The following is a 22,831-nucleotide window of genomic DNA, read 5'->3' on the forward strand; positions in this document are numbered from 1 at the left end:
CCGGCGGCTTTCGCATGTTCCCGCCGGGTGCCACCATCGACCACCGGGCCGCAATCACCCCGTTCCTTCCGCCGCCGCCCCCGGGCGATAATCGAACGCGAGGCCGCGGAATGAGGGAATGCTCGGACGTCCTAGCACTGGTCACCATCAGAGCAGTACCGAGCGCGGCCCGTCACTACAACCGGTGAAGGACAGCAACCCATGACGACGCCCACGATCGAGCTCAAGCCCTCCGCTCACCCGCTCTCCGACGCGGAACGCGAGGGGATCCTTTCCAACCCCGGGTTCGGCCGCCACTTCACCGACCACATGGTGACGATCAAGTGGACGGAAGGTCGCGGCTGGCACGACGGCCAGCTCGTGCCGTACGCGCCGATCTCCCTCGACCCCGCCACCACGGTCCTGCACTACGCGCAGGAGATCTTCGAGGGCCTGAAGGCCTACCGCCAGCCCGACGGATCCGTCGCCACCTTCCGCCCCGAGAAGAACGCCGAGCGTTTCCAGCGTTCCGCCCGCCGGCTCGCGATGCCCGAGCTGCCGGTCGAGACGTTCATCGAGGCGTGCGACGCCCTGGTGAAGCAGGACAAGGCGTGGGTGCCGGCGCACGGCGGCGAGGAGTCCCTCTACCTGCGCCCGTTCATGATCGCCACCGAGGTCGGGCTGGGTGTGAAGCCGGCCAACGAGTACCTGTTCCTGGTGATCGCCTCCCCGGCCGGGGCGTACTTCCCCGGTGGTGTGAAGCCGGTGTCCATCTGGGTCTCCGAGGACCGCGTCCGTGCCGTCCCCGGCGGCATGGGCGACGCGAAGACGGGCGGCAACTACGCGGCGTCCCTGCTCGCGCAGGCCGAGGCCGCGACGAAGGGCTGCGACCAGGTCTGCTACCTCGACGCCGTGGAGCACACGTGGGTCGAGGAGCTGGGCGGCATGAACCTGTACTTCGTGTACGGAGACAAGATCGTCACGCCGTCGCTGACCGGGTCGATCCTGGAGGGCGTCACGCGTGACTCCCTGCTCGCCGTCGCCCGTGACCTCGGGTACGAGGCCGAGGAGGGCCGGGTCTCGGTCGACCAGTGGCAGCGGGACTCGGAGAACGGGTCGCTGACGGAGGTCTTCGCCTGCGGTACGGCCGCGGTGATCACTCCGGTCGGTACGGTGAAGCGGGCCGGAGCGGAGTGGAAGCAGAGCGGGGGAGAGCCGGGCGAGGTCACGCTGCGACTGCGCCAGGCGCTGCTTGATATTCAGCGGGGTACGGCCTCGGACGCCCACGGTTGGATGCACCGCCTGGGCTGAGGCCCCCCTGGCCCCCGGGGGCTCCGCCCCCGGCCCCCGGCCTATGCCCACCCACCACCCGAAGCGGTCGGTTAGGAGGCCGGGCCGTCGGTCGTGTCGAGTTGGTCGGGCAGGAAGCCAGGCCCTTGCCCGTGTCGAATCGGCCGGCCAAGAAGCCGGGCCGTCGGTCGTGTCGAATCGGCCGGTTAGGAAGCCGGTCCGCCTGGCCGCCTCGAATCGGTCGGCCAGGATGGCGATTCACCGGCCGCCTCGAATCGGTCGGCCAGGAAGTCGGGCCGTCGGCCGCGTCGAGGCCGGTCGGCCGGAGAGCCGGGCTCCTGCCCGCGTCGAAGCCGGTCGGCCAAGGAGCCGGGCTCCTGCCCGCATGAAGCCGCCGGTCAGCTGGAGCAGGGACGAGTACGACGCCCTCGGCAATCAAGACGCGGGGCGCGAATCGATCGGGCGGGAAGCGGGCGGCGCTTCACCGGCCCCGGGCTCCTCCCCGGAGGAGCCGGGCGTCGCCTCGTCGGCCCCGGGCCCCTCCACGGACGAGCCGGGCGTCGCTTCATCAGCCCCGGGCCCCTCCACGGACGAGCCGGGCGTCGCCTCGTCGGCCCCCTGCTCCTCCGCGGGCGAGCCCGGGGCCGTCAGTGCGTACGTCACCCCTCCCACCACCCCCGACAGCAGGAAACCGCAGTCCACACCGCCGGTCAGCGCCAGCAGCGGACCCTCGTACGACGGCAGGGACACCGCCAGGACACCCACCGTCGCTCCGGCCGCCCAGGAGAGGGTCGCCGGGACGTTCCAGCCGGAGCGGTACCAGTAGACGCCGCCCCGGGCGCGGCGGTTGAAGACCTGGAGGGCGTCCGCGTCGTAGACCCCGCCGCAGCGGGCGAAGCCGATGAGGGTGATGACCGCCCACGGCGTGCCGATGGCGGTCAGGAGCAGCACGAAGGACGTCATCGCGTCCTGCGCGGTCGAGTAGTAGTGCCCGGCGAAGACACAGGCCGTGGCGACGGCCGCGACCACGTACGTCGCCCGGGCCCGGGAGGCGCGCGGCAGGATCGCGTCCAGGTCGAGGCCCATCGAGTACAGCATCAGCCCCGCGTTGCCGACCGAGCCGGCCGAGGCCGCCAGGAGGAGGGGGACGAGGTACCAGGACGGGGCCGCGTCGACCAGCGGGCCCGCGTAGTCGAGGGCCGCCCCGGCCGCGTACGCCGTGAACGTGCCGAAGAGCTGCGGCACCAGCAGGCCCAGCAGCAGCCCCAGCCAGGTCGCGTGCAGCACCCGCCGGGAGGAGTGGCGGGCCGGGGAGATGTAGCGGGTGTAGTCGCCGAGGAGCGTGATGAACGCGACCGGCCCGGACAGCCCGGCGGCCACGGCCGCGAGCAGCCAGGTCGGCCAGTAGCCGCCCAGCAGATAGCCGCCGGCCCCCGGGAGCGCGCTGGTGGTGAAACCGGGGGCGTAGGCGATCACGCCCAGCGCCAGCAGGGCCGTCATACCGAACGCCAGCACCCGTGACATCGCGAGCAGCACCCGGTAGCCGTACACCGCCCCGGCGACGGTGGCCGCGGCGAGCAGCCCGTAGACGATGCCGTAGGACGCCCCGCCCTGCGGCAGACCGGCCAGCCGGCCCAGGACGCTGACCATCACGTCCCCGCCGATCCACACGGTCAGCGCGGTGTAGCCGAGGGCCAGCAGCAGCCCGACCACCGAGCCGACCAGCCGCCCGCGGACCCCGAACTGGGCGCCGGAGGAGGTCGACAGGTTGGTGCCGGTACGCAGCGAGACCAGTGCCAGCGGGGCCGTGAACAGCACGCCCACCACCGTGCCCGCGAGCACCGCGCTGACCGACGACCACCAGTCCAGGCCGAAGGACGGCGGCAGCCAGCCGAAGACGATCACGCCCAGACAGAGGTTGGAGCCGAGCAGGATCGACACGAGGTCGCGCGGCCCGCTGGTGCGCTCCTCCTCCGGGATGGTGTCGACTCCGCGCTGTTCGATCGGCATGTTGGTCTCCCTTGGTTAGAGCGACGTTCAATGTGATGTGCGCATTGCCTCACCGTCAACCTTTCGGTCCAGGGAATTTCATGTTTAGAGTGATGCTCTAAACGGAGGGAGTGACATGCGGCTGACCCCGACCGAACGCGACCGGCTGCTGCTCTTCGGCGCCGCCGAGCTCGCCCGCGCCCGCAGGGCCAGGGGGCTGAGGCTCAACGTCCCCGAGGCGACCGCGCTCATCGCCGACACGGTGTGCGAGGCCGCCCGGGACGGCAGGAGGCTCGCGGAGGCCGTCGAGGCCGCCCGGTCCGTCCTCGGGCCCGGCGACGTGCTGCCCGGTGTCGCCGACGTCGTCACCGAGGTGCACGTCGAGGCCGTCTTCGACGACGGCTCGCGGCTCGCGGTCGTCTCCGACCCCATCGGAGGCGGCTCGGGGCCGGACGCCCCGGGCGCGCTGCTGCCCGGCCCGGAGGATGCCGAGCCCGAGCCGGCCGAGCGGCTCACGGTCACCAACACCGCGACCGTGCCCGTCTCGGTGACCTCCCACTTCCACTTCTTCGAGGCCAACCCGCGGCTCGACTTCGACCGCGGCCGGGCCTACGGCATGCGGCTCGCCGTGCCCGCGGGGTCGTCCGTCCGGTTCGGGCCGGGGGAGAGCGCCGAGGTCGGGCTGGTGCCGATCGGGGGCGAGCGGATCGCCATCGGGTTCGCCGGGCTCGTCGACGGGCCGCTGGACGCGCCGGGCGCCAAGGAGGAGGCCCTGAGGCGGGCCGCCGCCTGCGGCTACCTCGGCGTACCGGAAACAGCACCTGATCAGGAGGTCGAGCGATGAGCCGCCCAGGAGGCCACCCCGCCGAGGCGCGCCGCCTCACCCCGCACGAGTACGCCGCCACGCACGGCCCCCGCGCCGGTGACCGCATCCGGCTCGGTGACTCGGGTCTCGTCGTCAAGGTCGAGTCCGACTCCCAGCGCCGGGGCGACGAGTTCCTCGCCGGGTTCGGCAAGACCGCCCGCGACGGGCTGCACCTGAAGGCGGCAGCGGTCCGGGAGACCTGTGACGTCGTGGTCAGCAACGTCGTGGTGATCGACGCCGTGCAGGGCATCCGCAAGGTGTCCATCGGCATCCGCGAGGGCCGGATCTGCTCGATCGGGCGGGCCGGCAATCCCGACACCCTCGACGGGGTCGACGTCGTCGTCGGGACGGGCACCTCGATCGTCTCCGGCGAGGGCCTGATCGCCACCGCCGGGGCCGTCGACACCCACGTCCACCTGCTGTCGCCGCGCATCATGGAGGCGTCGCTCGCCTCCGGCGTCACCACGGTCATCGGGCAGGAGTTCGGGCCGGTGTGGGGCGTCGGCGTCAACTCGCCCTGGGCGCTGCGGCACGCGTTCGGCGCCTTCGACGCCTGGCCGGTCAACATCGGCTTCCTGGGCCGCGGTTCGTCGTCCCACGAGGCGCCCCTGATCGAGGCCCTCGCCGAGGGCGGCGCCTCGGGGTTCAAGGTGCATGAGGACATGGGCGCACACACCCGCGCCCTGGACACCGCCCTGCGCGTCGCCGAGGAGCACGACGTCCAGGTCGCGCTGCACAGCGACGGGCTGAACGAGTGCCTGTCCGTGGAGGACACCCTGCGCGTGCTGGAGGGCCGGACCATCCACGCCTTCCACATCGAGGGCTGCGGCGGCGGGCACGTCCCCAACGTCCTGAAGATGGCGGGCGTGCCGAACGTCATCGGTTCCTCCACCAACCCGACCCTGCCCTTCGGCCGGGACGCCGTCGCCGAGCACTACGGCATGATCGTCTCGGTGCACGACCTCAAGACCGACCTGCCCGGCGACGCCGCCATGGCCCGCGACCGCATCCGGTCGGGCACGATGGGCGCCGAGGACGTCCTGCACGACCTGGGCGCGATCGGCATCACCTCGTCGGACGCGCAGGGCATGGGACGCGCGGGCGAGACGGTCCGCCGTACGTTCGCCATGGCCGGGAAGATGAAGGCCGAGTTCGGCGCCCCCGACGACGAGCACGACAACGAGCGCGTCCTGCGCTATATGGCCAAGCTGACCATCAACCCGGCCCTCGCGCACGGGCTTTCCCACGAGGTCGGGTCCATCGAGACCGGCAAGCTCGCCGACATCGTGCTGTGGCGGCCCGAGTACTTCGGCGCCAAACCGCAACTGGTGCTGAAGGCCGGCTTCCCGGCGTACGGCGTGGTCGGCGACCCGGGCGCCGCGACCGACACCTGCGAACCGCTCGTCCTCGGACCGCAGTTCGGCGCGCACGGGGCGACACCGGCCGAGATATCGGTGGCGTTCGTCGCGCAGGCCGCGCTCGACCAGGGCCACGACACCATGCCGACCCGGCGCCGCAGGGTCGCCGTGCGCGGCACCCGCGGCATCGGCCCGGCCGACCTGCGCCTCAACTCCCGTACCGGAGCGGTCGACGTCGACCAGCGCACCGGTCTGGTCACCCTCGACGGCGAGCCACTGCACTCCGAACCCGCCGAGTCCGTCTCCCTCAACCGTCTCTACTTCCTCTGAGGATCAACGATGTCCGCAGCCGCCGACGGCTTCCGCATGCCCGCCGAGTGGGTTCCGCACGAGCGGACCTGGATGGCCTGGCCGGGCCCGAACGAGACCTTCGACGACCCCGGCGAACTGGCCGCCGCCCGGGTCGCCTGGGCCGCGGTCGCCCGCGCCGTACGCCGCTTCGAGCCGGTGACGGTGGTGTGCGGGCCCGGCAGCTCGGCCGACGCGCGTGCGCTGCTGGGCGAGGGCATCGACACGGTCGAGCGGGACCTGGACGACGCCTGGATGCGCGACATCGGCCCCACCTTCCTGACCAACGGCAGGGGGGAACTGGGCGCCGTCGACTGGACGTTCAACGGCTGGGGCGCCCAGGAGTGGGCCCGCTGGGAGCACGACGCGAAGGTCGCCGCACACGTCGCCGAGCTCGCCGGGGCACGGACGTACGCCTCGAAGCTCGTCAACGAGGGCGGGGCGATCCATGTCGACGGCGAGGGCACGGTCCTGCTGACCGAGACCGTCCAGCTCGGCCCGGAGCGCAACCCGGGCTGGTCCCGCGAGCAGGTCGAGGCCGAGATCCACGCCCAGCTCGGCACCCGCAAGGCGATCTGGCTGCCGCGCGGTCTGACCGGCGACTACCCTCCCCACGGCTTCGGCACCCTCGGCCACGTCGACATCGTCGCGGCCTTCGCCCGCCCGGGCGTCGTCGTGGCCCACTCCCAGCCCGACCCCGCCCACCCCGACCACGAGGTGAGCCGGGAGGTCATCGGCCTGCTCAGGTCCCAGACCGACGCGCGGGGGCGGCGTCTGGAGGTCGTCGAGGTCCCCGCCCCGACCGTCCTGGAGGCCGATGGCCACTGGGCCGACTACTCCTACATCAACCACTACCTCTGCAACGGCGGCGTGGTCCTGTGCGGCTTCGACGACCCGCGCGACGAGATCGCCGCCGGCATCTTCCGCCGCCTGTTCCCCGAGCGCACCGTGACGCTGGTCGACGCCCGTACGATCTTCGCGGGCGGTGGCGGCATCCACTGCGTCACGCAGCAGCAACCGAGGACCTAGGAGTGCACATGGCCGGAGGGCGACGGCAGGCCCCGCCCCGCGAGGACGTCCTCGCCGCGGCCATGGAGATGATCGCCGAGCGCGGCCTGGAGAAGCTCACCATGGCCGCGCTCGGCCGCGAGGTCGGCATGAGCAGCGGCCATCTGCTCTACTACTTCGGCTCCAAGGACGAACTGCTGCTGCGCACCCTGGAGTGGAGCGAGGGCCGCCTCGGAGCCGAGCGCGGCCGGCTGCTGACCCGGACCGCGCCCGCCCGCGAACGCCTCGACGCCTTCGTCGACCTGTACGTCCCCGACGGCCACCGCGACCCGCACTGGACGCTGTGGCTGGAGGTCTGGAACCGCTCGCAGAACGCCGACGCCGACGCCCGCGACCGGCAGGCCGCCATCGAGGGCGCCTGGCACCGCGACCTGGTCGCGCTGCTCGCCGAGGGCAGCTCGCGCGGGGAGTTCCGGCGCGTCGACCCGGACCGGTTCGCCGCCCGCCTGCGCGCGCTGCTGGACGGCTTCTCCATCCATGTGGCGATCGGCCTGCGCGGCACCGACCGGGCGCAGATCCTGCTTCACGTGCGCGAGTTCCTCGCCGACAGCCTCCTCGCGGAGGGCTGAACTACGCAGCGGCCGCACGGTCGCCTTCGCCCGTTCCTCACCCGACCTCGTGCCCGGCGACACCTACGACACCGCGCACGTCCACGTCCGTCACCCGAGGTGACCGACCGCATCCTGAGACGGCGGTGAGCGAAGCGCGAGGGGTGTGCCAGACTGCCTCCGTGCTCTCGTTCGCCATGATTATTGGCAGCAGGCGCGCCGGTCCGCAGTGACCGCCACGTACGACCAGGTACGGGCGGACACCGTCGTCCTCGACCCGCGCGCAGACCTCTCGCACCCGCGAGAGGTTTTTCGCATTTCTGGCCCACCCACAGCCGGAGGCGAGAGCGCGAGGGAGTATGTGAGGGCGGTGGAGCCGGTCATTCCGGTACGACCGAGATCCCATCCTCAGGAGCCTTGAGACCATGACCGAAACCAGCGAGCTCGACGATTCGTTCCACGTCTTCGACACCACCCTGCGCGACGGCGCCCAGCGGGAGGGCATCAACCTCACCGTCGCCGACAAGCTGGCCATCGCACGGCACCTGGACGACTTCGGCGTGGGCTTCATCGAGGGCGGCTGGCCGGGCGCCAACCCCCGGGACACCGAGTTCTTCGCCCGCGCCCAGCAGGAGATCGACTTCCGGCACGCCCAGCTCGTCGCGTTCGGCGCCACCCGCCGCGCCGGCACCACCGCCGACCAGGACCCGCAGGTCAGGGCGCTCCTGGAGTCCGGCGCGCCGGTGATCACGCTGGTCGCCAAGTCACACGACCGCCATGTCGAGCTCGCGCTGCGCACCACCCTGGACGAGAACCTGGCGATGGTCCGCGACTCCGTGTCCTACCTCAAGGAGCAGGGCCGCCGGGTCTTCATCGACTGCGAGCACTTCTTCGACGGCTACCGCGCCAACCCCGAGTACGCCAAGGCGGTCGTCCGCACGGCGTCGGAGGCGGGCGCGGACGTCGTCGTCCTGTGCGACACCAACGGCGGCTTCCTCCCGGCCCAGATCCAGGCCGTCGTCGCCACGGTCCTCGCCGACACCGGCGCCCGGCTCGGCATCCACGCCCAGGACGACACGGGCTGCGCGGTCGCCAACACCCTGGCCGCCGTCGACGCGGGCGCGACCCATGTGCAGTGCACGGCCAACGGCTACGGCGAACGCGTGGGAAACGCCAACCTGTTCCCGGTGGTGGCGGCCCTGGAGCTCAAGTACGGCAAGCAGGTCCTGCCCGAGGGGCACCTGCGCGAGATGACCCGCATCTCGCACGCCATCGCCGAGGTCGTCAACCTCACCCCCTCCACGCACCAGCCCTACGTCGGGCTCTCCGCCTTCGCCCACAAGGCCGGACTGCACGCCTCCGCGATCAAGGTCGACCCGGACCTCTACCAGCACATCGACCCCGAGCTGGTCGGCAACACCATGCGCATGCTGGTGTCCGACATGGCCGGACGCGCCTCCATCGAGCTCAAGGGCAAGGAACTCGGCGTCGACCTCGGCGGCGACCGCGAACTGGTCGGCCGGGTGGTCGAGCGGGTGAAGGAGCGCGAGCTCAAGGGCTACACCTACGAGGCGGCCGACGCGAGCTTCGAACTCCTCCTGCGCGCCGAGGTCCAGGGCGGGCCGCTGCGCTACTTCGAGGTCGAGTCCTGGCGCGCCATCGTCGAGGACCGGCCCGACGGCTCCCACGCCAACGAGGCCACGGTCAAGCTGTGGGCCAAGGGCGAGCGCATCGTCGCCACCGCAGAGGGCAACGGCCCGGTCAACGCCCTGGACCGCTCCCTGCGCGTGGGCCTGGAGAAGATCTACCCCCAGCTCGCCAAGCTGGAGCTGGTGGACTACAAGGTCCGCATCCTGGAGGGCAAGCACGGCACCAACTCCACGACCCGCGTGCTGATCTCCACGTCCGACGGCACGGGCGAGTGGTCGACGGTCGGCGTCGCCGAGAACGTCATCGCCGCGAGCTGGCAGGCCCTGGAGGACGCGTACACCTACGGGCTGCTGCGCGCGGGGGTCGCTCCGGCGGAGTAGCCCCGGGGTCGGCCGGGCCACGGCCCAGGGACAGAGTCCCACCGCCGTGTCCCGGGGCCGCGTCCCCGGGCGCGGTTCACATCGCCGTGTCCCGCGACCGCGGCACCGGGACCTCGCCGCCCCGGTCGCGGCCGGGAGTCCGGTCGAGGCGGAACAGGCCCGCGGTGTGGGAGCGCTGGCCGGTGGCGGTGCTGGTGGAGCGGGTCAGCTCCTCGACGCCGTCGGCCAGATAGCCGACCCACGCCGTGCCCTCGTCCTCGATGATCCGTTGCGCGTCGGTCCGCAGCCGCTCGATCACCCCGAGCAGAGCCGCCTGCTCCTTGTCGCTGGGGGAGTCGGTGGTCCTCAGGAACGCCTGCGCCCAGTCGGACTGCGCCTTCTTGAGGATCTGCTGCAGCGCCAGTTCGGCACGGATGTAGCGGGTCCAGGACGCCGAGAACCCGAAGATCCGGTCGAAGAGCACGCACCCCGCCCCGCCGGCCAGGAACACGAAACCCCACTCGGGCTGCACGGTCGTGGGCGAGGCCGCGTGCACCAGCGGCGTGATCGTGCCGACGACGCCCAGCAGCGTGGCGAGCGCCCGCAGCGAACGCGACCACAGCGACGGCCCCCGGCGCCGTGCCAGATACCAGCCGATCGCCGACGTCACCTCCGCCTCGGCGTGCCGGAACAGCTCCCACAGCAGGTCGGCCCGCGTGCGCGACCGGTCCAGCTCGGTCAGTTCGGACACCGTCATGTCCGCAGCTCTACGTCGTCCGAACATGTCCCTGTTCCCGCCCCTCCTGGATGGCCAGAGGCATCCTAGGCGCAGCCGCCTCGACAAATCCCCGGCTCGACGGATAACCCTTTCTGTGGCATTTCGGGTAGCTTCGAACATATGAGGGCCGCACTGGTGCGTACCGTGGTACGTCTGCTGATCGTGCCGTTCGCCGCCGTACTGGCGGTGCTGCTGGCCGGTGTGCCGGGCGCGCACGCTGCCACCGGCCTCTCCGAGGTCGCCCGGCAACTGCGTGAGAGCCCCGTCTACGTCGATCCGGCCGCCTCCGGGCAGCTCGCGGCGTCGGACGCGCAGGCGCTCGCCGACAAGATCAAGGACGCCGACAAGCCCGTCTTCGTGGCCGTCCTCCCGGCCGGTTACCCCACGCAGGACCTCTTCCGGAACCTCCGCACCGAGACCGGCGTCACCGGCCTGTACGGCATCCGGCTCGGCGACCGGTTCGACGCCCGCGCCGACAGCTCCGTGATGAGCCGGCAGTCGGTGTCCAACCTGGTCACGGCCGTGCAGGACGCGGGCGACACCAAGGCCCAGCTGAACGACTTCGTCGATGACGCCCTGCGCAACGTGGGCGGTTCGGCGCCGAGCAGCTGGAGCGACGGCTCGGGCACCGACGTGCCGGTCGGCGGCCTGATCACGATCGGCGCCCTGGTCGCGGTCGGCGGCGCGGGCGCGTACGCCGTGGTCCGCCGCAACCGGCGCCGCCACGAGGAGGAGCAGCGGGCCGCGCTGGAGAAGCTGCGGGTGGTCGTCGACGAGGACATCACCGCGTTCGGCGAGGAACTCGACCGGCTCGACTTCCATCCCTCGGAACCGGGCGCGGACGACGCGATGCGCGCCGACTACGAGCGTGCCCTGGACTGCTACGACCAGGCCAAGTCCCTGATGGCGGCCGCGACGAAACCGGAGGACGTCCGGGCCGTCACCCAGGCCGTGGAGGACGGCCGGTTCTCCCTGGCCCGGCTCTCGGCCCGCCGCGAGGGCGGAGCCCTGCCGGAGCGCCGCCCGCCCTGCTTCTTCGACCCGCGCCACGGCCCCTCGGTCGCCGACGCCACGTGGACGCCCCCGACCGGCACCGCCCGCGAGGTCCCGGTCTGCGCGGCTGACGAAAGGCGCCTGGCCGAGGGCCGCGACCCGGCGATCCGAGAGGTCGACACCGACTACGGCCGCCGCCCCTACTGGGAGGCCGGACCGGCGTACGGCCCCTGGGCCGGCGGCTACTTCGGCGGCGGCCTCCTGCCCGGCCTCCTCGTCGGCACCATGCTCGGCAGCATGATGGCCACCCCCGCCTACGCGGCCGACTACGGCTCCGGTTACGGCGACTTCGGCGGCTACGAGGGCGGCGACGTCTCCGGCGCGGACTTCAACTCCGGCGACTTCGGCGGCGACTTCGGCGGAGGCTTCGGGGGAGGGGACTTCGGCGGCGGCGGGGACTTCGGGGGTGGGTTCTGACCCGGCTCCGAGCAGTACGGCACGCTGGGCTCTTGGCCCGGGCTGACCGCGCTCGAGGCTCGGACCGGACTGACCGGGCCCCGAGTTCCACGGCCCACGGACTCAGCGTCGTAGCGGCATCTCCTGCCCCGCGGACCGCTGCTCCCGCCGTCGCAGCGTCGTCCCGGCGACCACGAAGGCCAGGGCCACCAGGCCCGCGCTGACCCACACCGGCGCCCGGTACCCGAACCCCGCGTCGATCACCGCGCCTCCGGCCCAAGGGCCCACCGCCGCGCCCACGTTGAGCGCCGCCGTCGCGAAGCCTCCGGCCAGGGTGGGCGCGTCCTGCGCCGCGTACAGCGCACGGGCGATCAGCGTGGAGCCGACGCCGAAGGACAGGGCGCCCTGGGCGAAGACAAGCGCGAGGGTCAGGACGGGGTGCCCGGCACCGAGGGCCAGGGCGCACCAGCCCGCGCCCAGCGCCAGGCCCCCGCCGGCGAGCACCGGCCCGGGGTGCCGGTCGGCGAAGCGCCCCGCGGCGGTCACCCCCGCGAACGCCCCGGCCCCGAACAGGGCCAGGACCCCCGGGACCCAGGAGTCCCCCAGCCCGGACACCCCGGTGACCAGCGGAGCGAGATACGTGAAGGTGCAGAACGTCGCGCCGTTCACGAGGGCGCCCAGCAGAAGGGTGACGAGCAACCGGGGATCGCGCAGCGACCGCAGTTCACCGCGCAACGCGGGCGGCGGGCCCCCGGCCGCACCGCCCGGCACGGACCGCGCCACCGCGACCAGCGCGGGCAGCGACACCAGCGCCACGGCCCAGAACGCCGTACGCCAGCCCCACAGTTCACCCAGCACGGCCCCGGCCGGCACCCCGGCCACACACGCCAGCGTCACCCCGCCCAGCAGCGTGGACGTCGCCCGCCCCTTCGCGTCGCCCGGGACCATGCCCACGGCGGCGACCAGGGCGACCGCGAGGAACCCGGCGTTGGCGAACGCCCCCACCACCCGGGTGGCGAGCAGGACGCCGAAGCTGCCGGTGAGCGCGCCGACGACGTGGACGGCGAGAAAGACGACGAGGAACGCCAGCAGCGCGCCCCGCCGGGGCCAGCGCCGCGCGAGCCCCGCCACGAGCGGCGCCCCCACGACCATCCCGGCCGCGAAGGCCGAGGTCAGGGCGCCCGCCGCGGGGACGGACACCCCCAGATCCCGCGCGATGTCCGGCACCAGCCCGGACAGCATGAACTCGGACGTGCCTTGCGCGAACACGGCAAGGCCCAGCAGAAAGAGAGCGAACGGCATGAAGAACTCCGCACCGGAAGTCGACGTCGGACACGACAGGTCGGACGGCAAACCGGCAGCGGAGCGGAGCGGGCGGCCTCAGCGGCCCGGCATCGGCGTCACGAACAGCCACCGGAGAGCCGGTGGCCACACTCTGGACGCTTCGGGGCCGGACATGGACCGCACGCTAGCTGGAGCCGGGGGACCGGGTCCACCGGTTTTCCTCCGGCTCCGACCGGGCGGCGGTCAGGCTCGTGCCCTTCCGGCCGGCACCGCGATGGACGACGGCGACCGCCACGAGGCAGACGGTCAGGCCGAGAGCGGTCTGCACGCCGAACGGCTCACCGAACATCAGCGCGCCCCAGACCGCGGTGACCGGGGCCATCAGGAACATCAGCGTGTTGACCTCGGTGACGCCGGAGCGCTTCAGGATGAGCCAGTACAGCCCGTACCCGCCGAACGTGGACAGCCCCACGAGCCAGGCGACCGCCACCCAGAAGTCCCCCCGCGCGGGTGGAGCGGCCGTCCCGGTGCCGAGGGCCAGCACCGAGAAGAGGACCGCGCTCGTGACGCAGTGGACGGTCAGTGACACCGACGGGGCGACCCGCGAGCGGTCCCGGCTCTCCAGGAACGTCGCGGCGACCAGGGACAGCATGCCGAGCAGGGGGATGGCGTACGCCCACCAGGCCACGCCGCCGCCCGCCGCCGCGTCGGCCAGCGTGACCACGGCGACACCGCTCAGCCCGAGGCCCAGACCGAGCCACTGCCGGCCCGAGACGTACTGCCCGAGCAGCGGCCCCGCGAGGGCCCCGGCGACCAGGGGCTGGACCCCGTCGATGAGGGCCGTCGTACCGCTGGAGACACCGAGCTGGATGGCGTAGTAGACGCTGAGCAGATAGCCGCTCTGCGACAGCACGCCGACCACGGCCTGCCGGGCGAGGTCCCGGGCGGTGAGCCCGCGCCAGGCCGATCGCATGACGACGGCGACGGCGACGAGGACGACGGCCAGCGGCAGGAACCGCCACATCAGGACCGTGAGCGCGGACGCGCCGCCGGCGCCGAGCTTGGCCCCGATGAAGCCGGAGCTCCAGCACAGGACGAAGGCGAGGGACAGGAGGATGGTCACGACATCACAACCAGTAGACAGATCGGTTTACTCGTTCCGCTCACTATACAGATCGGTATAGTCGGTGTCATGGATACCACCGCGCCGAACCCGCGCCGGATCACGATGACGCCCGCCGCCCGCCGCGTCCTGGCCGCCGCCGCCAGGCTCTTCTACGAGCGCGGCATCCATGCCGTCGGCGTCGACCTCATCTCCGCCGAGGCCGGGGTCACGAAGAAGACGCTCTACGACCGGTTCGGCTCCAAGGAGCAGATCGTCGTGGAGTACCTCGCGGACCGCGACGAGCGCTGGCGGGCCTTCCTCGCCGAGCGCCTCGACGCGGCGGGACCGGCCCCGGGCGAGCGCGTCCTGGCGGTGTTCGACGCCTCGCGCGCATGGGCGGAGGAGTTCAGCCCCAGGGGATGCAGCATGGTCAACGCTCACGCGGAGATCGGCGACCCCGCCCATCCGGCCCGCCCGATCATCACCGGTCAGAAGCGGTGGATGCTCGCCCTGTTCACGGATCTCGCCTCGGAGATCGCACCCGAGACGGCCGACGCCACGGCCCGGACGCTGATGCTCCTGCACGAGGGCGCCCTGGTCGCCCACGGCCTGGACGTCTTCCCGGACGCCATCGCCCAGGCCCGCGAACACGCTCGCGCGCTGCTGGCCTAGCGGACGGAAACCGTCCTTGCCGGGGTGGAGCCACTACGACCTGTCACAAACAGCGCCCGGACGGCGGGGAGCAGGGCCGCGCGGGTGGCGGCGGCGGTGGCGACGCTGGGAGGCACGGGAGCCGGAGGCAGGCTGAGCGCACAGGGCGGAGGCCGTCGCACTCGCCGAGGAACGGGCCCGGCACCCCTCGGTGCCGGGCCCTGAAGCCGTGGGTCAGAGGGTCGACGCCGCCGACGCGATGGCGGAGGCGAACGTGGAGACCTCCGTGTAGACGCCGGGTGCCTCGGGACGGGCGCAGCCCTCGCCCCAGCTGACGATGCCGACCTGGATCCAGGCGCCGGCGTTGTCCTTGCGGAACATCGGGCCGCCGGAGTCGCCCTGGCAGGTGTCGACCCCGCCCGCGTCGAAGCCGGCGCAGATCTCCTCGTTCGCGACGAGATCGCTGTAGAGACCGCCGTAGGCCTTGCACGCGGCGTCGCTGACGAACGGCACGGTCGCCTTCAGGAGGTAGCGCTGCTGGGAGCCGCCCTCACGGTTCGCGCCCCACCCGGCGATGGTGAAGTCACCGGTGTTGTACTGCGTGGTGGTGGCGATCTTCAGGGTCGGCAGGTTGATGGGCTGGGCGAGCTTGATCAGCGCCCAGTCCTTGCCGGTGCCGTTGTAGCCGGGGGCGCGCAGCACCTTGGTGGAGCGGACCTGGACCCGGCCGCTGGTCGACTGGAGGTCGACGACTCCCGCGGTGGCGGTGATGCTCGTGTTGTTGCCGGAGGCGCCCACGCAGTGCGCGGCCGTGAGCACGATCTGCTGGGTGTAGAGCGCCCCGCCACAGCCCATGGAGAGCCGGACCATGAACGGGAACTCGCCCTGTGCGGCCCGAGTCCCGCCGACGACGGGCGAGGGGGCGGCCTGGGCGGCGGAGAGGGGCTGAAGGCTGGCGATCGCGAGCGCGGCGGCGCCGAGGGCCGCGCATCTCTTGAGAGCCGTGAGAAGTCTCTTCAACGTGATGCCTTCCGTGGGGGGTTGACTGGGGAGGTGCAACCGAAGCATCAGATTGACGAGCGCATGACAGCAGCGAGGGCAAAAAGAACGTCCATGTGCTGGCATGGACTGGTCAAAATATTGCTGCTGGATTATGGGAACGCCGGGAGTCTTCGCACAAGGGGCGGGAACCGGCCAGACCGGCCCGGGCGATGTCACCGGGCCGGCCCCGCGGGGCTCACGCGTTCCTGATGGCCGAGATGTCGAAGTTGAGCTTGATCTTGTCGGAGACGAGGACGCCGCCCGTCTCCAGCGCGGCGTTCCAGGTCAGGCCCCACTCGGAGCGCAGGATCTCCGCCTTGCCCTCGAAGCCGACGCGCTCGTTGCCGAAGGGGTCCTTCGCGGCGCCGTTGAACTCGAGGTCGATGGCGAGCGGGCGGGTGGTGCCGAGGATCGTCAGATCGCCGGTGATCCGGTAGTCGTCACCGCCGAGCGCCTCCGCCTTGGTGGAGCGGAACGTCATGGCCGGGAACTCGTCCGCCTTGAAGAAGTCCGCGCTCTTGAGGTGGCCGTCACGGTCCGCGTTGCCCGTGTCGATGCTGTCCATCATGACGTCCAGCGAGGCCGTCGACCGCGACGGGTCGGTGCCGTCGAGGTGGAGCGTGCCGGTGAAGTCCTGGAAGCCACCCTTGACGTTGGTGACCATGGCGTGCCGGGCGACGAAGCCGATCGTCGAGTGCGCGGGGTCGATCGTGTAGTCGCCGGTGAGGGCGGCCAGCTCGGGGCTCACGGCGGTACCGGTGGCGGCGGCGGTCCGGGTGTCGTTGCGGCTGAAGATGCTCATGGGGGTACGCCTCCTGCGTGTGAAGTTGAATCTTTAACTACTCCAACGCGACCCACCGTAGACCTATTCCGTTCAATGTTCAACATCTTCGACGAGTGTGTCCCCGACGCCTTCCGCCGCACCCCTCCCGGGACTCCCGCGCCCCCTCCTGGACCTCCCCCTCGGTCATCTCCCGCGCCCCTTCGCGTACCCCCGCTTGGAGCAATCGCGCGGCCCGCGCGGGTGGTTCTGCCGGTGGCGGTGCGCAGTGGCCCCGTATGCGGGCGTCCCCACAGGCGGGGGCCCGCCGGGGCCTCCACGCGGGGCCCCGGCGGCCATCCGTGCGGTGGCGGGGTCCGACGAGACGGGGTTCCGTTTCCAGTGAGCGTATGGAGACAGACGAGACCACGGCGGACGCACAGCGCAGGGGAGAGCGACTCGTGACACTCACCGGCTCCGGCTCGGCCTACGACCCACCGGCGGACCCCACCCCCCGCCGCGCCACGGCCCCCGTCCCCGCCCGGGTGAACCAGTACGGGCCGCCGCGGCGACTCGACCGGCGCGTGGCCCTGGTCACCGGCGCCTCCTCGGGCATCGGAGCCGCCACGGCACGGCGTTTCGCGACGGACGGCTGGCAATTGCTGCTGAACGGACGCGACCGGCACCGCCTGGAGCAGACGGCCTCCGGCACCTCGGCCGTCGTGCTGCCAGCCGACCTCGCCGCCCCGGGCGGTCCGCGCCTGCTCGCCCAGTCCGCGCTGCACACCACCGGCCGGATCGACGTCCTGGTCGCCGGGGCGGGCATGGGCTGGACGGGCCCCTTCACCGCCATGCCGCACACCGACATCGACCGCGTCCTGACCCTGGACCTCAACGCCACGCTCCACCTCGTGCGCGAGGTGCTGCCCACCATGATCGCGGCCGGGCGGGGGCGCGTGGTGCTGCTGGGTGCGGTCGCGGGGTGCGTGGGCCTGCGGGAGCAGGCGGTGTACTCCGCCGCCAAGGCCGGACTGGCCGCCTTCGCCGAGGCGCTGCGCCAGGAACTGCGCGGCACGGGCGTGGGCGTGACCTTCGTCGTGCCCGGCGCCGTCGACACGGCCTTCCACACCCGCCGCGGCAGGCCCTACGACGGCGCCCGGGCCGGTCTCCTGTCGCCCGGCTGCGTCGCCGGCACGATCTGGGACGCCGTCCGGCAGAACCGCGACGAGGCCTACATCCCCACCTGGCTGACCGTCCCGGGCCGGGTCCGTGGCCTCGCCCCGGGCCTGTACCGCCGCCTGCTGAACCGCTTCGGCTGACCAACGGGGGCGGTGTCCGGTCAGGGTGACCGCGGCGGCCGTGTCCGGTCAGGGTGACCGCGGCGGCCGTGTCCGGTCAGGGTGACCGCGGCGGCCGTGCCCCCCAGGGCGACCGCGGCGGCCGGGCCCGTTGGGGTGACGCCGGCCGGGCCTGGTCGGGTGGCTGCCGTCCGGCGGTTGCCGTTGGGGTGGCCTGGGTCGGAGGTGCGGGTTTCGGCTGACGCATGTGGGCCGTGCTCGGTCGGGGTGGCTCCCGTTGAGCGGGTCTGTTGGGGTGGGCTGTCGGCGGTGCGCGGTTCGGCTGACCCATGCGGGGCGGGCCCCGTCGGGGTGACCTACTTCGGCCGGGCCTGGTCGGGGGGACCGGCTTCGGTCGGGCCTGGTCGGGTGGCTGACGTCGGCGGACCCCCGCGCGGGTGGCCCGGGCGGTTCCTGGTTCGGGCCGTCTCGGTCGGCTTCGGCTCCGGCTTCTCCGGCCGTTCCCGGTTCCACTGCCCCCGACGGTCCCCGCTCCGTTGAGAATGGCCGGGTCTGGCCGCCCCGGCCGTTCCCCCGTTCCGGTCACTCCGGCCGAATCCATCGTTCAGGTGAGCCTCTCCCCGGGGTAGGGCATGGGCATGACTCCCCAGCGTCGCCTCTTTCCCCGCCGTGCGGCCGGGGCAGCCGCCCCGCTCCGGCTCAGCCGGCGCGCCCTGATGCTGGTGGCCGCCGCCCTCGCGGCGACCGGGGGCGCGGCACCGGCCGGCCGGGGTGGCGACGCGTCGGGCGATCCGTACGACACCCTCCGCCGCCGCTGGCTCGAAATCTCCCTCGGCACCGGCTACGACCCCACGGCCGAGCCCTACGCCACCCGGCTCGCCGAGACCGGCGCGCTCGCCCGGGACCTGCGCGCGAGCATGACCCCGGCGGCGGACTCCCTCTGGCCCGGGCACCCCTTCGACCCGCCGGCCGGCATCACCCTCAGCTACGGCCGGTTGTGGACCATGACCCAGGCCTACGTCCAGCAGGGCACCGGCTCCACCGCCGACCCCGCCCTCCTGACCGGCATCCTGCGCGGCCTCGACCACCTCTGCGCCACCGTCTACAACCCCTCCACCACCCGCTACGGCAACTGGTGGGAGTGGCAGATCGGCAGCCCCCGCCTGCTGATGGATATCACGGCCGCCTTGTACGAGGAGTTGGGGGAGGCCCGCGTCCGTGCCGCCTGCGCCGCCGTCGACCACTTCGTCCCCGACTCGGCCCTCGGCGACTACAGCGGCACCTCCACCGGCGCCAACCGCGTCGACCTGTGCCGTTCCGTGGCCCTGCGCGGCATCCTCGGCCGCGACCCCGCAAAGATCGCCCTCGCCCGGGACGCCCTCTCCCCGGTCTTCCCGTACGTCACCAGGGGCGACGGCCTCTACGCCGACGGCTCCTTCGTCCAGCACACCTGGGTCGCCTACTCGGGCACCTACGGCCAGGTCATGCTCGACGGCCTCGGCCGCCTCTTCGCCCTGCTCGCCGGATCCGCCTGGGAGGTCACCGACCCGAACCGGCAGATCGTCCTCGACAGCGTCGAGCGTGCCTACGCGCCGCTCATCCACGACGGACTCGTCATGGACAGCGTCAACGGCCGGGCCATCAGCCGCGGTTACCTCAGCACCGACGACCGCAAGGTCCTGCGCAGCGACCACTTCCACGGCGGGCAGCTCGTCGCCGCGATCGCCCTGCTCGCGGCCGGTGCGAGCGCCGGGGAGCGCGAGCGCTGGCACGCCCGCGTCAAGGGCTGGATCGAACGCGACACCGTGAGCCCGATCCTGACGGCACCCCAGTTCGGCGTCGCGGACCTGGCCCGGCTGCACGCCGTCGCGGCCTCACCCGCCCCGGCCGCGCCCGAACCCCCCGGGCATCACCTCTTCGCCGCCATGGACCGCGCCGTCCACCGCGGCCCCGGCTTCACCGTGAACATCGCCATGGCCAGCGACCGCATCGCCCACTACGAGTGCGGCAACGGCGAGAACCCCCGCGGCTGGCACACCGGCGCGGGCATGGTCAGCTGGTGGGCCGAAGGCACCGGCGAGCAGTACACGGACTGGTTCTGGCCGACCGTCGACTGGTACCGCCTGCCCGGCACCACCGTCTCCACCAAACGGCTCGCCGACCGCGAGGGCGGCGAGTGGGGCACGGCCCGCCCGGACGCGCGCTGGGTCGGCGGCACCACCGACGGCACCTACGCGGCCCTCGGCCAGCACCTCAAAGGCCTCGGCTCCACCCTCGAAGCCCGCAAGTCCTGGTTCTGCGTCGAGGACGCGGTGATCTGCCTGGGCGCCGGGATCACCTGCTCCGACGGCGTCCCGGTCGAGACCGTCATCGACAACCGCAACCTCGGCACATCAGGCACCCCGCGCTTCGTCAAGGGCCCGCACTGGGCCCACCTGGAGGACCACGGCGGCTGGGTCCTGTTCGGCCGCGAGCCGAAGGCGCTGCGCGAGGACCGCACCGGCGCCTGGTCCGACATCAACACCGGCAGCACACCGGAGCGGCGCAGCCGCCGCTGGCAGACCCTCTGGCTCGACCACGGCACCGACCCCGAGGACGCCACGTACACCTACGTCCTCATGCCGGGGGCGTCCCGGCACGCGGTCGCGCGCCGCGCCGCCGACCGCCACTGGATGTCGGTCCTCGCCAACGACGCCGTCCGCCAGGCGGTCACCGTGCCCTCCCTCGGCTGCACGGCCGTCTCGTTCTGGCAGGCGGGGACGGCGGGTCCGCTCTCCGCCTCCGGCGGCGCGAGCGTGCTGGTCGTCCGCCGGGGCCGTACCGCTACCCTCTGCGTGAGCGAACCGCCCCGTACGGGCGAACCGCTGGAGATCGTCTGGGACCACCCGGTCCGCCGGGTCGACCGGGCGGACGAGACGGTCGAGGTGCTCTCCACAGGCCGCCGGCTGCGCGTGCGCGTCACCCCGGGGGAGGTATGCGCCACCCACGTCTGTGAGGTGACTCTCGTCTGAGCCCTTTGTGTGACCCCTACAAGCGACACGCCCCCTGAGCAGTCGGAAAGGCTCAACCGCGCCACGGTTCTGTTCAGGGGTACCAGGAAAACACGCCGGAGACTGTGAGGAGTCGACGGCTCGCATTCCGCGGTCGGCTTCGTAAGGTCACTACATGACCGTTTTGGATGAGGCGCCGGGTGAGCCGACCGACGCGCGCGGACGCGTGGCCGAACTGCACGAGATCCGTGCGCAGGCGATGGCGGGACCGAGCGAGAAGGCGACCGAGGCGCAGCACGCCAAGGGCAAGCTGACCGCGCGGGAGCGCATCGAGCTCCTCCTCGACCCGGAGTCCTTCCGGGAGGTCGAGCAGCTGCGTCGGCACCGGGCGACCGGCTTCGGCCTGGACGCCAAGAAGCCGTACACCGACGGTGTGATCACCGGCTGGGGCACGGTGGAGGGTCGCACGGTCTTCGTCTACGCCCACGACTTCCGCATCTTCGGCGGCGCCCTGGGCGAGGCCCACGCCACGAAGATCCACAAGATCATGGACATGGCCATCGCGGCCGGTGCCCCGCTGGTGTCGCTGAACGACGGCGCCGGCGCCCGCATCCAGGAGGGCGTGTCGGCGCTCGCCGGCTACGGCGGCATCTTCCAGCGCAACACCAAGGCCTCGGGCGTGATCCCGCAGATCTCGGTGATGCTCGGCCCGTGCGCCGGCGGCGCGGCCTACAGCCCCGCCCTCACCGACTTCGTCTTCATGGTCCGCGAGACCTCGCAGATGTTCATCACCGGCCCCGACGTCGTCAAGGCGGTCACCGGCGAGGAGATCACGCAGAACGGCCTGGGCGGCGCCGACGTGCACGCCGAGACGTCCGGTGTCTGCCACTTCGCCTACGACGACGAAGAGACCTGCATCTCCGAGGTCCGCTACCTCCTCTCGCTGCTCCCGCAGAACAACCGCGAGAACCCGCCCCGCACCGAGCCCTCGGACGCGGCCGACCGCCGCTCGGACGTCCTCCTGGACCTGGTCCCGGCGGACGGCAACCGGCCGTACGACATGGCCAAGGTCATCGAGGAGATCGTCGACGACGGCGAGTACCTCGAGGTCCACGAGCGCTGGGCCCGCAACATCATCTGCGCGCTCGGCCGGATGGACGGCCAGGTCGTCGGCATCGTGGCGAACCAGCCGCAGGCCCTGGCGGGTGTGCTGGACATCGAGGCCTCCGAGAAGGCGGCCCGCTTCGTGCAGATGTGCGATGCGTTCAACATCCCGATCATCACTCTTCTGGACGTCCCCGGCTTCCTCCCGGGCGTCGACCAGGAGCACGGTGGCATCATCCGCCACGGCGCGAAGCTCCTCTACGCCTACTGCAACGCGACCGTGCCGAGGATCTCCCTGATCCTGCGCAAGGCTTACGGAGGTGCGTACATCGTCATGGACAGCCAGTCCATCGGTGCGGACCTCACCTACGCCTGGCCGACCAACGAGATCGCGGTCATGGGCGCGGAGGGTGCGGCCAACGTCATCTTCCGCCGTCAGATCGCCGAGGCCGAGGACCCCGAGGCCATGCGGGCCCGCATGGTCAAGGAGTACAAGTCCGAGCTGATGCACCCCTACTACGCGGCCGAGCGCGGCCTGGTCGACGACGTCATCGACCCCGCCGAGACCCGCGAGGTGCTGATCAAGTCCCTCGCCATGCTCCAGACCAAGCACGCGGACCTGCCGTCCCGCAAGCACGGCAACCCGCCGCAGTAACCCTGCGGACATCTTCCTCACGGAGACTGACACCCATGGAATCGCCTGACATCCGCGTCGAGAAGGGCCACGCCGAGCCCGAGGAAGTCGCCGCCATCACGGCCATCCTCCTGGCCCGCGCCGCCGCCCGCCCCACGGACCCGACCCCGGCCCACCGCGGCCGCATCAAGGCGGGCTGGCGCCGCCTGGAACGCGAGCCGGGCTTCAGGGCCCCGCACAGCTGGCGCTGACCGTTCACGCCCTTTCGGCCCCGTCCTCCTTC

Annotated in this window: 18 protein-coding genes; 12 read left to right on the forward strand and 6 right to left on the reverse strand. The window is 72.3% G+C overall.

Annotated elements, in window-relative coordinates; all coding sequences use genetic code 11:
- The first annotated feature begins 201 nt into the window (after window positions 1-201).
- Window positions 202-1,290 carry a branched-chain amino acid aminotransferase gene (locus QOL88_RS27940; RefSeq protein WP_097220904.1) on the forward strand — a complete coding sequence of 363 codons (1,089 nt, stop codon included), beginning with the start codon at window positions 202-204 and terminating at the stop codon, window positions 1,288-1,290.
- A gap of 414 nt (window positions 1,291-1,704) precedes the next feature.
- On the opposite strand, the gene QOL88_RS27945 is transcribed toward QOL88_RS27940, so the two are convergent.
- Window positions 1,705-3,279, reverse strand: coding sequence for a cytosine permease (locus QOL88_RS27945; protein ID WP_257027908.1), 1,575 nt, complete (start codon window positions 3,277-3,279; stop codon window positions 1,705-1,707).
- A gap of 115 nt (window positions 3,280-3,394) precedes the next feature.
- Here QOL88_RS27945 and ureA point away from each other — a divergent pair, with 115 nt between their 5' ends.
- The 5 genes from ureA (at window position 3,395) to cimA (ending at window position 9,475) form a co-directional block, all read left to right on the forward strand.
- The gene (ureA, locus tag QOL88_RS27950) at window positions 3,395-4,102 is read left to right on the forward strand and encodes an urease subunit gamma (protein ID WP_097220906.1); all 708 of its coding nucleotides are present in this window, start codon (window positions 3,395-3,397) and stop codon (window positions 4,100-4,102) included.
- Window positions 4,099-5,811, forward strand: a complete 1,713-nt coding sequence (locus tag QOL88_RS27955; protein WP_097220908.1) for an urease subunit alpha — start codon at window positions 4,099-4,101, stop codon at window positions 5,809-5,811. Before ureA ends, QOL88_RS27955 begins: the two co-directional genes overlap by 4 nt.
- 9 nt (window positions 5,812-5,820) lie before the next feature.
- A complete protein-coding gene (locus tag QOL88_RS27960) occupies window positions 5,821-6,858 on the forward strand; it encodes an agmatine deiminase family protein (protein WP_097220910.1) in 1,038 nt (345 codons plus the stop codon).
- An 8-nt stretch (window positions 6,859-6,866) separates the two neighbouring features.
- Window positions 6,867-7,466 (forward strand): TetR/AcrR family transcriptional regulator, encoded by a 600-nt coding sequence (locus QOL88_RS27965; RefSeq protein ID WP_097223214.1) that lies wholly within the window; start codon window positions 6,867-6,869, stop codon window positions 7,464-7,466.
- A 404-nt stretch (window positions 7,467-7,870) separates the two neighbouring features.
- Entirely contained in the window at window positions 7,871-9,475 is a 1,605-nt protein-coding gene (cimA, locus tag QOL88_RS27970) for a citramalate synthase (protein WP_097220914.1), read from the forward strand.
- Window positions 9,476-9,551: 76 nt separating this feature from the next.
- Here the strand turns inward: cimA and QOL88_RS27975 are convergent, their stop codons facing one another.
- Window positions 9,552-10,211: an SLATT domain-containing protein gene (locus QOL88_RS27975; RefSeq protein ID WP_097220916.1), complete on the reverse strand. Its 660-nt coding sequence runs from the start codon at window positions 10,209-10,211 to the stop codon at window positions 9,552-9,554.
- Window positions 10,212-10,352: 141 nt separating this feature from the next.
- Between QOL88_RS27975 and QOL88_RS27980 the strand changes: the two genes are divergently transcribed.
- Window positions 10,353-11,702 (forward strand): hypothetical protein, encoded by a 1,350-nt coding sequence (locus tag QOL88_RS27980; RefSeq protein ID WP_097220917.1) that lies wholly within the window; start codon window positions 10,353-10,355, stop codon window positions 11,700-11,702.
- A gap of 102 nt (window positions 11,703-11,804) precedes the next feature.
- Here QOL88_RS27980 and QOL88_RS27985 read toward each other — a convergent pair whose 3' ends face one another.
- The gene (locus QOL88_RS27985; RefSeq protein ID WP_097220919.1) at window positions 11,805-12,983 is read right to left on the reverse strand and encodes a Cmx/CmrA family chloramphenicol efflux MFS transporter; all 1,179 of its coding nucleotides are present in this window, start codon (window positions 12,981-12,983) and stop codon (window positions 11,805-11,807) included.
- A gap of 166 nt (window positions 12,984-13,149) precedes the next feature.
- Entirely contained in the window at window positions 13,150-14,088 is a 939-nt protein-coding gene (locus QOL88_RS27990) for a DMT family transporter (RefSeq protein ID WP_097220921.1), read from the reverse strand.
- A 69-nt stretch (window positions 14,089-14,157) separates the two neighbouring features.
- Between QOL88_RS27990 and QOL88_RS27995 the strand changes: the two genes are divergently transcribed.
- Window positions 14,158-14,742, forward strand: coding sequence for a TetR/AcrR family transcriptional regulator (locus QOL88_RS27995; protein WP_257027909.1), 585 nt, complete (start codon window positions 14,158-14,160; stop codon window positions 14,740-14,742).
- A 213-nt stretch (window positions 14,743-14,955) separates the two neighbouring features.
- Here QOL88_RS27995 and QOL88_RS28000 read toward each other — a convergent pair whose 3' ends face one another.
- Both QOL88_RS28000 and QOL88_RS28005 read right to left on the reverse strand, forming a co-directional pair.
- Entirely contained in the window at window positions 14,956-15,741 is a 786-nt protein-coding gene (locus QOL88_RS28000; RefSeq protein ID WP_097220923.1) for a S1 family peptidase, read from the reverse strand.
- A 217-nt stretch (window positions 15,742-15,958) separates the two neighbouring features.
- Entirely contained in the window at window positions 15,959-16,564 is a 606-nt protein-coding gene (locus QOL88_RS28005) for a YceI family protein (protein ID WP_097220924.1), read from the reverse strand.
- Between the two features lie 419 nt (window positions 16,565-16,983).
- Here QOL88_RS28005 and QOL88_RS28010 point away from each other — a divergent pair, with 419 nt between their 5' ends.
- The 4 genes from QOL88_RS28010 to QOL88_RS28025 all read left to right on the forward strand — a co-directional run bounded on the left by QOL88_RS28010 (window position 16,984) and on the right by QOL88_RS28025 (window position 22,799).
- Window positions 16,984-17,841 (forward strand): SDR family NAD(P)-dependent oxidoreductase, encoded by an 858-nt coding sequence (locus QOL88_RS28010; protein ID WP_097220926.1) that lies wholly within the window; start codon window positions 16,984-16,986, stop codon window positions 17,839-17,841.
- Window positions 17,842-18,452: 611 nt separating this feature from the next.
- Window positions 18,453-20,831, forward strand: a complete 2,379-nt coding sequence (locus QOL88_RS28015) for a polysaccharide lyase 8 family protein (protein ID WP_179878983.1) — start codon at window positions 18,453-18,455, stop codon at window positions 20,829-20,831.
- A gap of 154 nt (window positions 20,832-20,985) precedes the next feature.
- Window positions 20,986-22,569, forward strand: coding sequence for an acyl-CoA carboxylase subunit beta (locus QOL88_RS28020; RefSeq protein ID WP_097220928.1), 1,584 nt, complete (start codon window positions 20,986-20,988; stop codon window positions 22,567-22,569).
- A gap of 35 nt (window positions 22,570-22,604) precedes the next feature.
- Complete coding sequence (locus QOL88_RS28025; RefSeq protein WP_030851540.1) at window positions 22,605-22,799, forward strand: acyl-CoA carboxylase subunit epsilon; 195 nt, start codon at window positions 22,605-22,607, stop codon at window positions 22,797-22,799.
- Window positions 22,800-22,831 lie beyond the last annotated feature (32 nt).

The organism is Streptomyces sp. Ag82_O1-12 (assembly GCF_900182715.1).
Taxonomy (GTDB): domain Bacteria; phylum Actinomycetota; class Actinomycetes; order Streptomycetales; family Streptomycetaceae; genus Streptomyces; species Streptomyces massasporeus.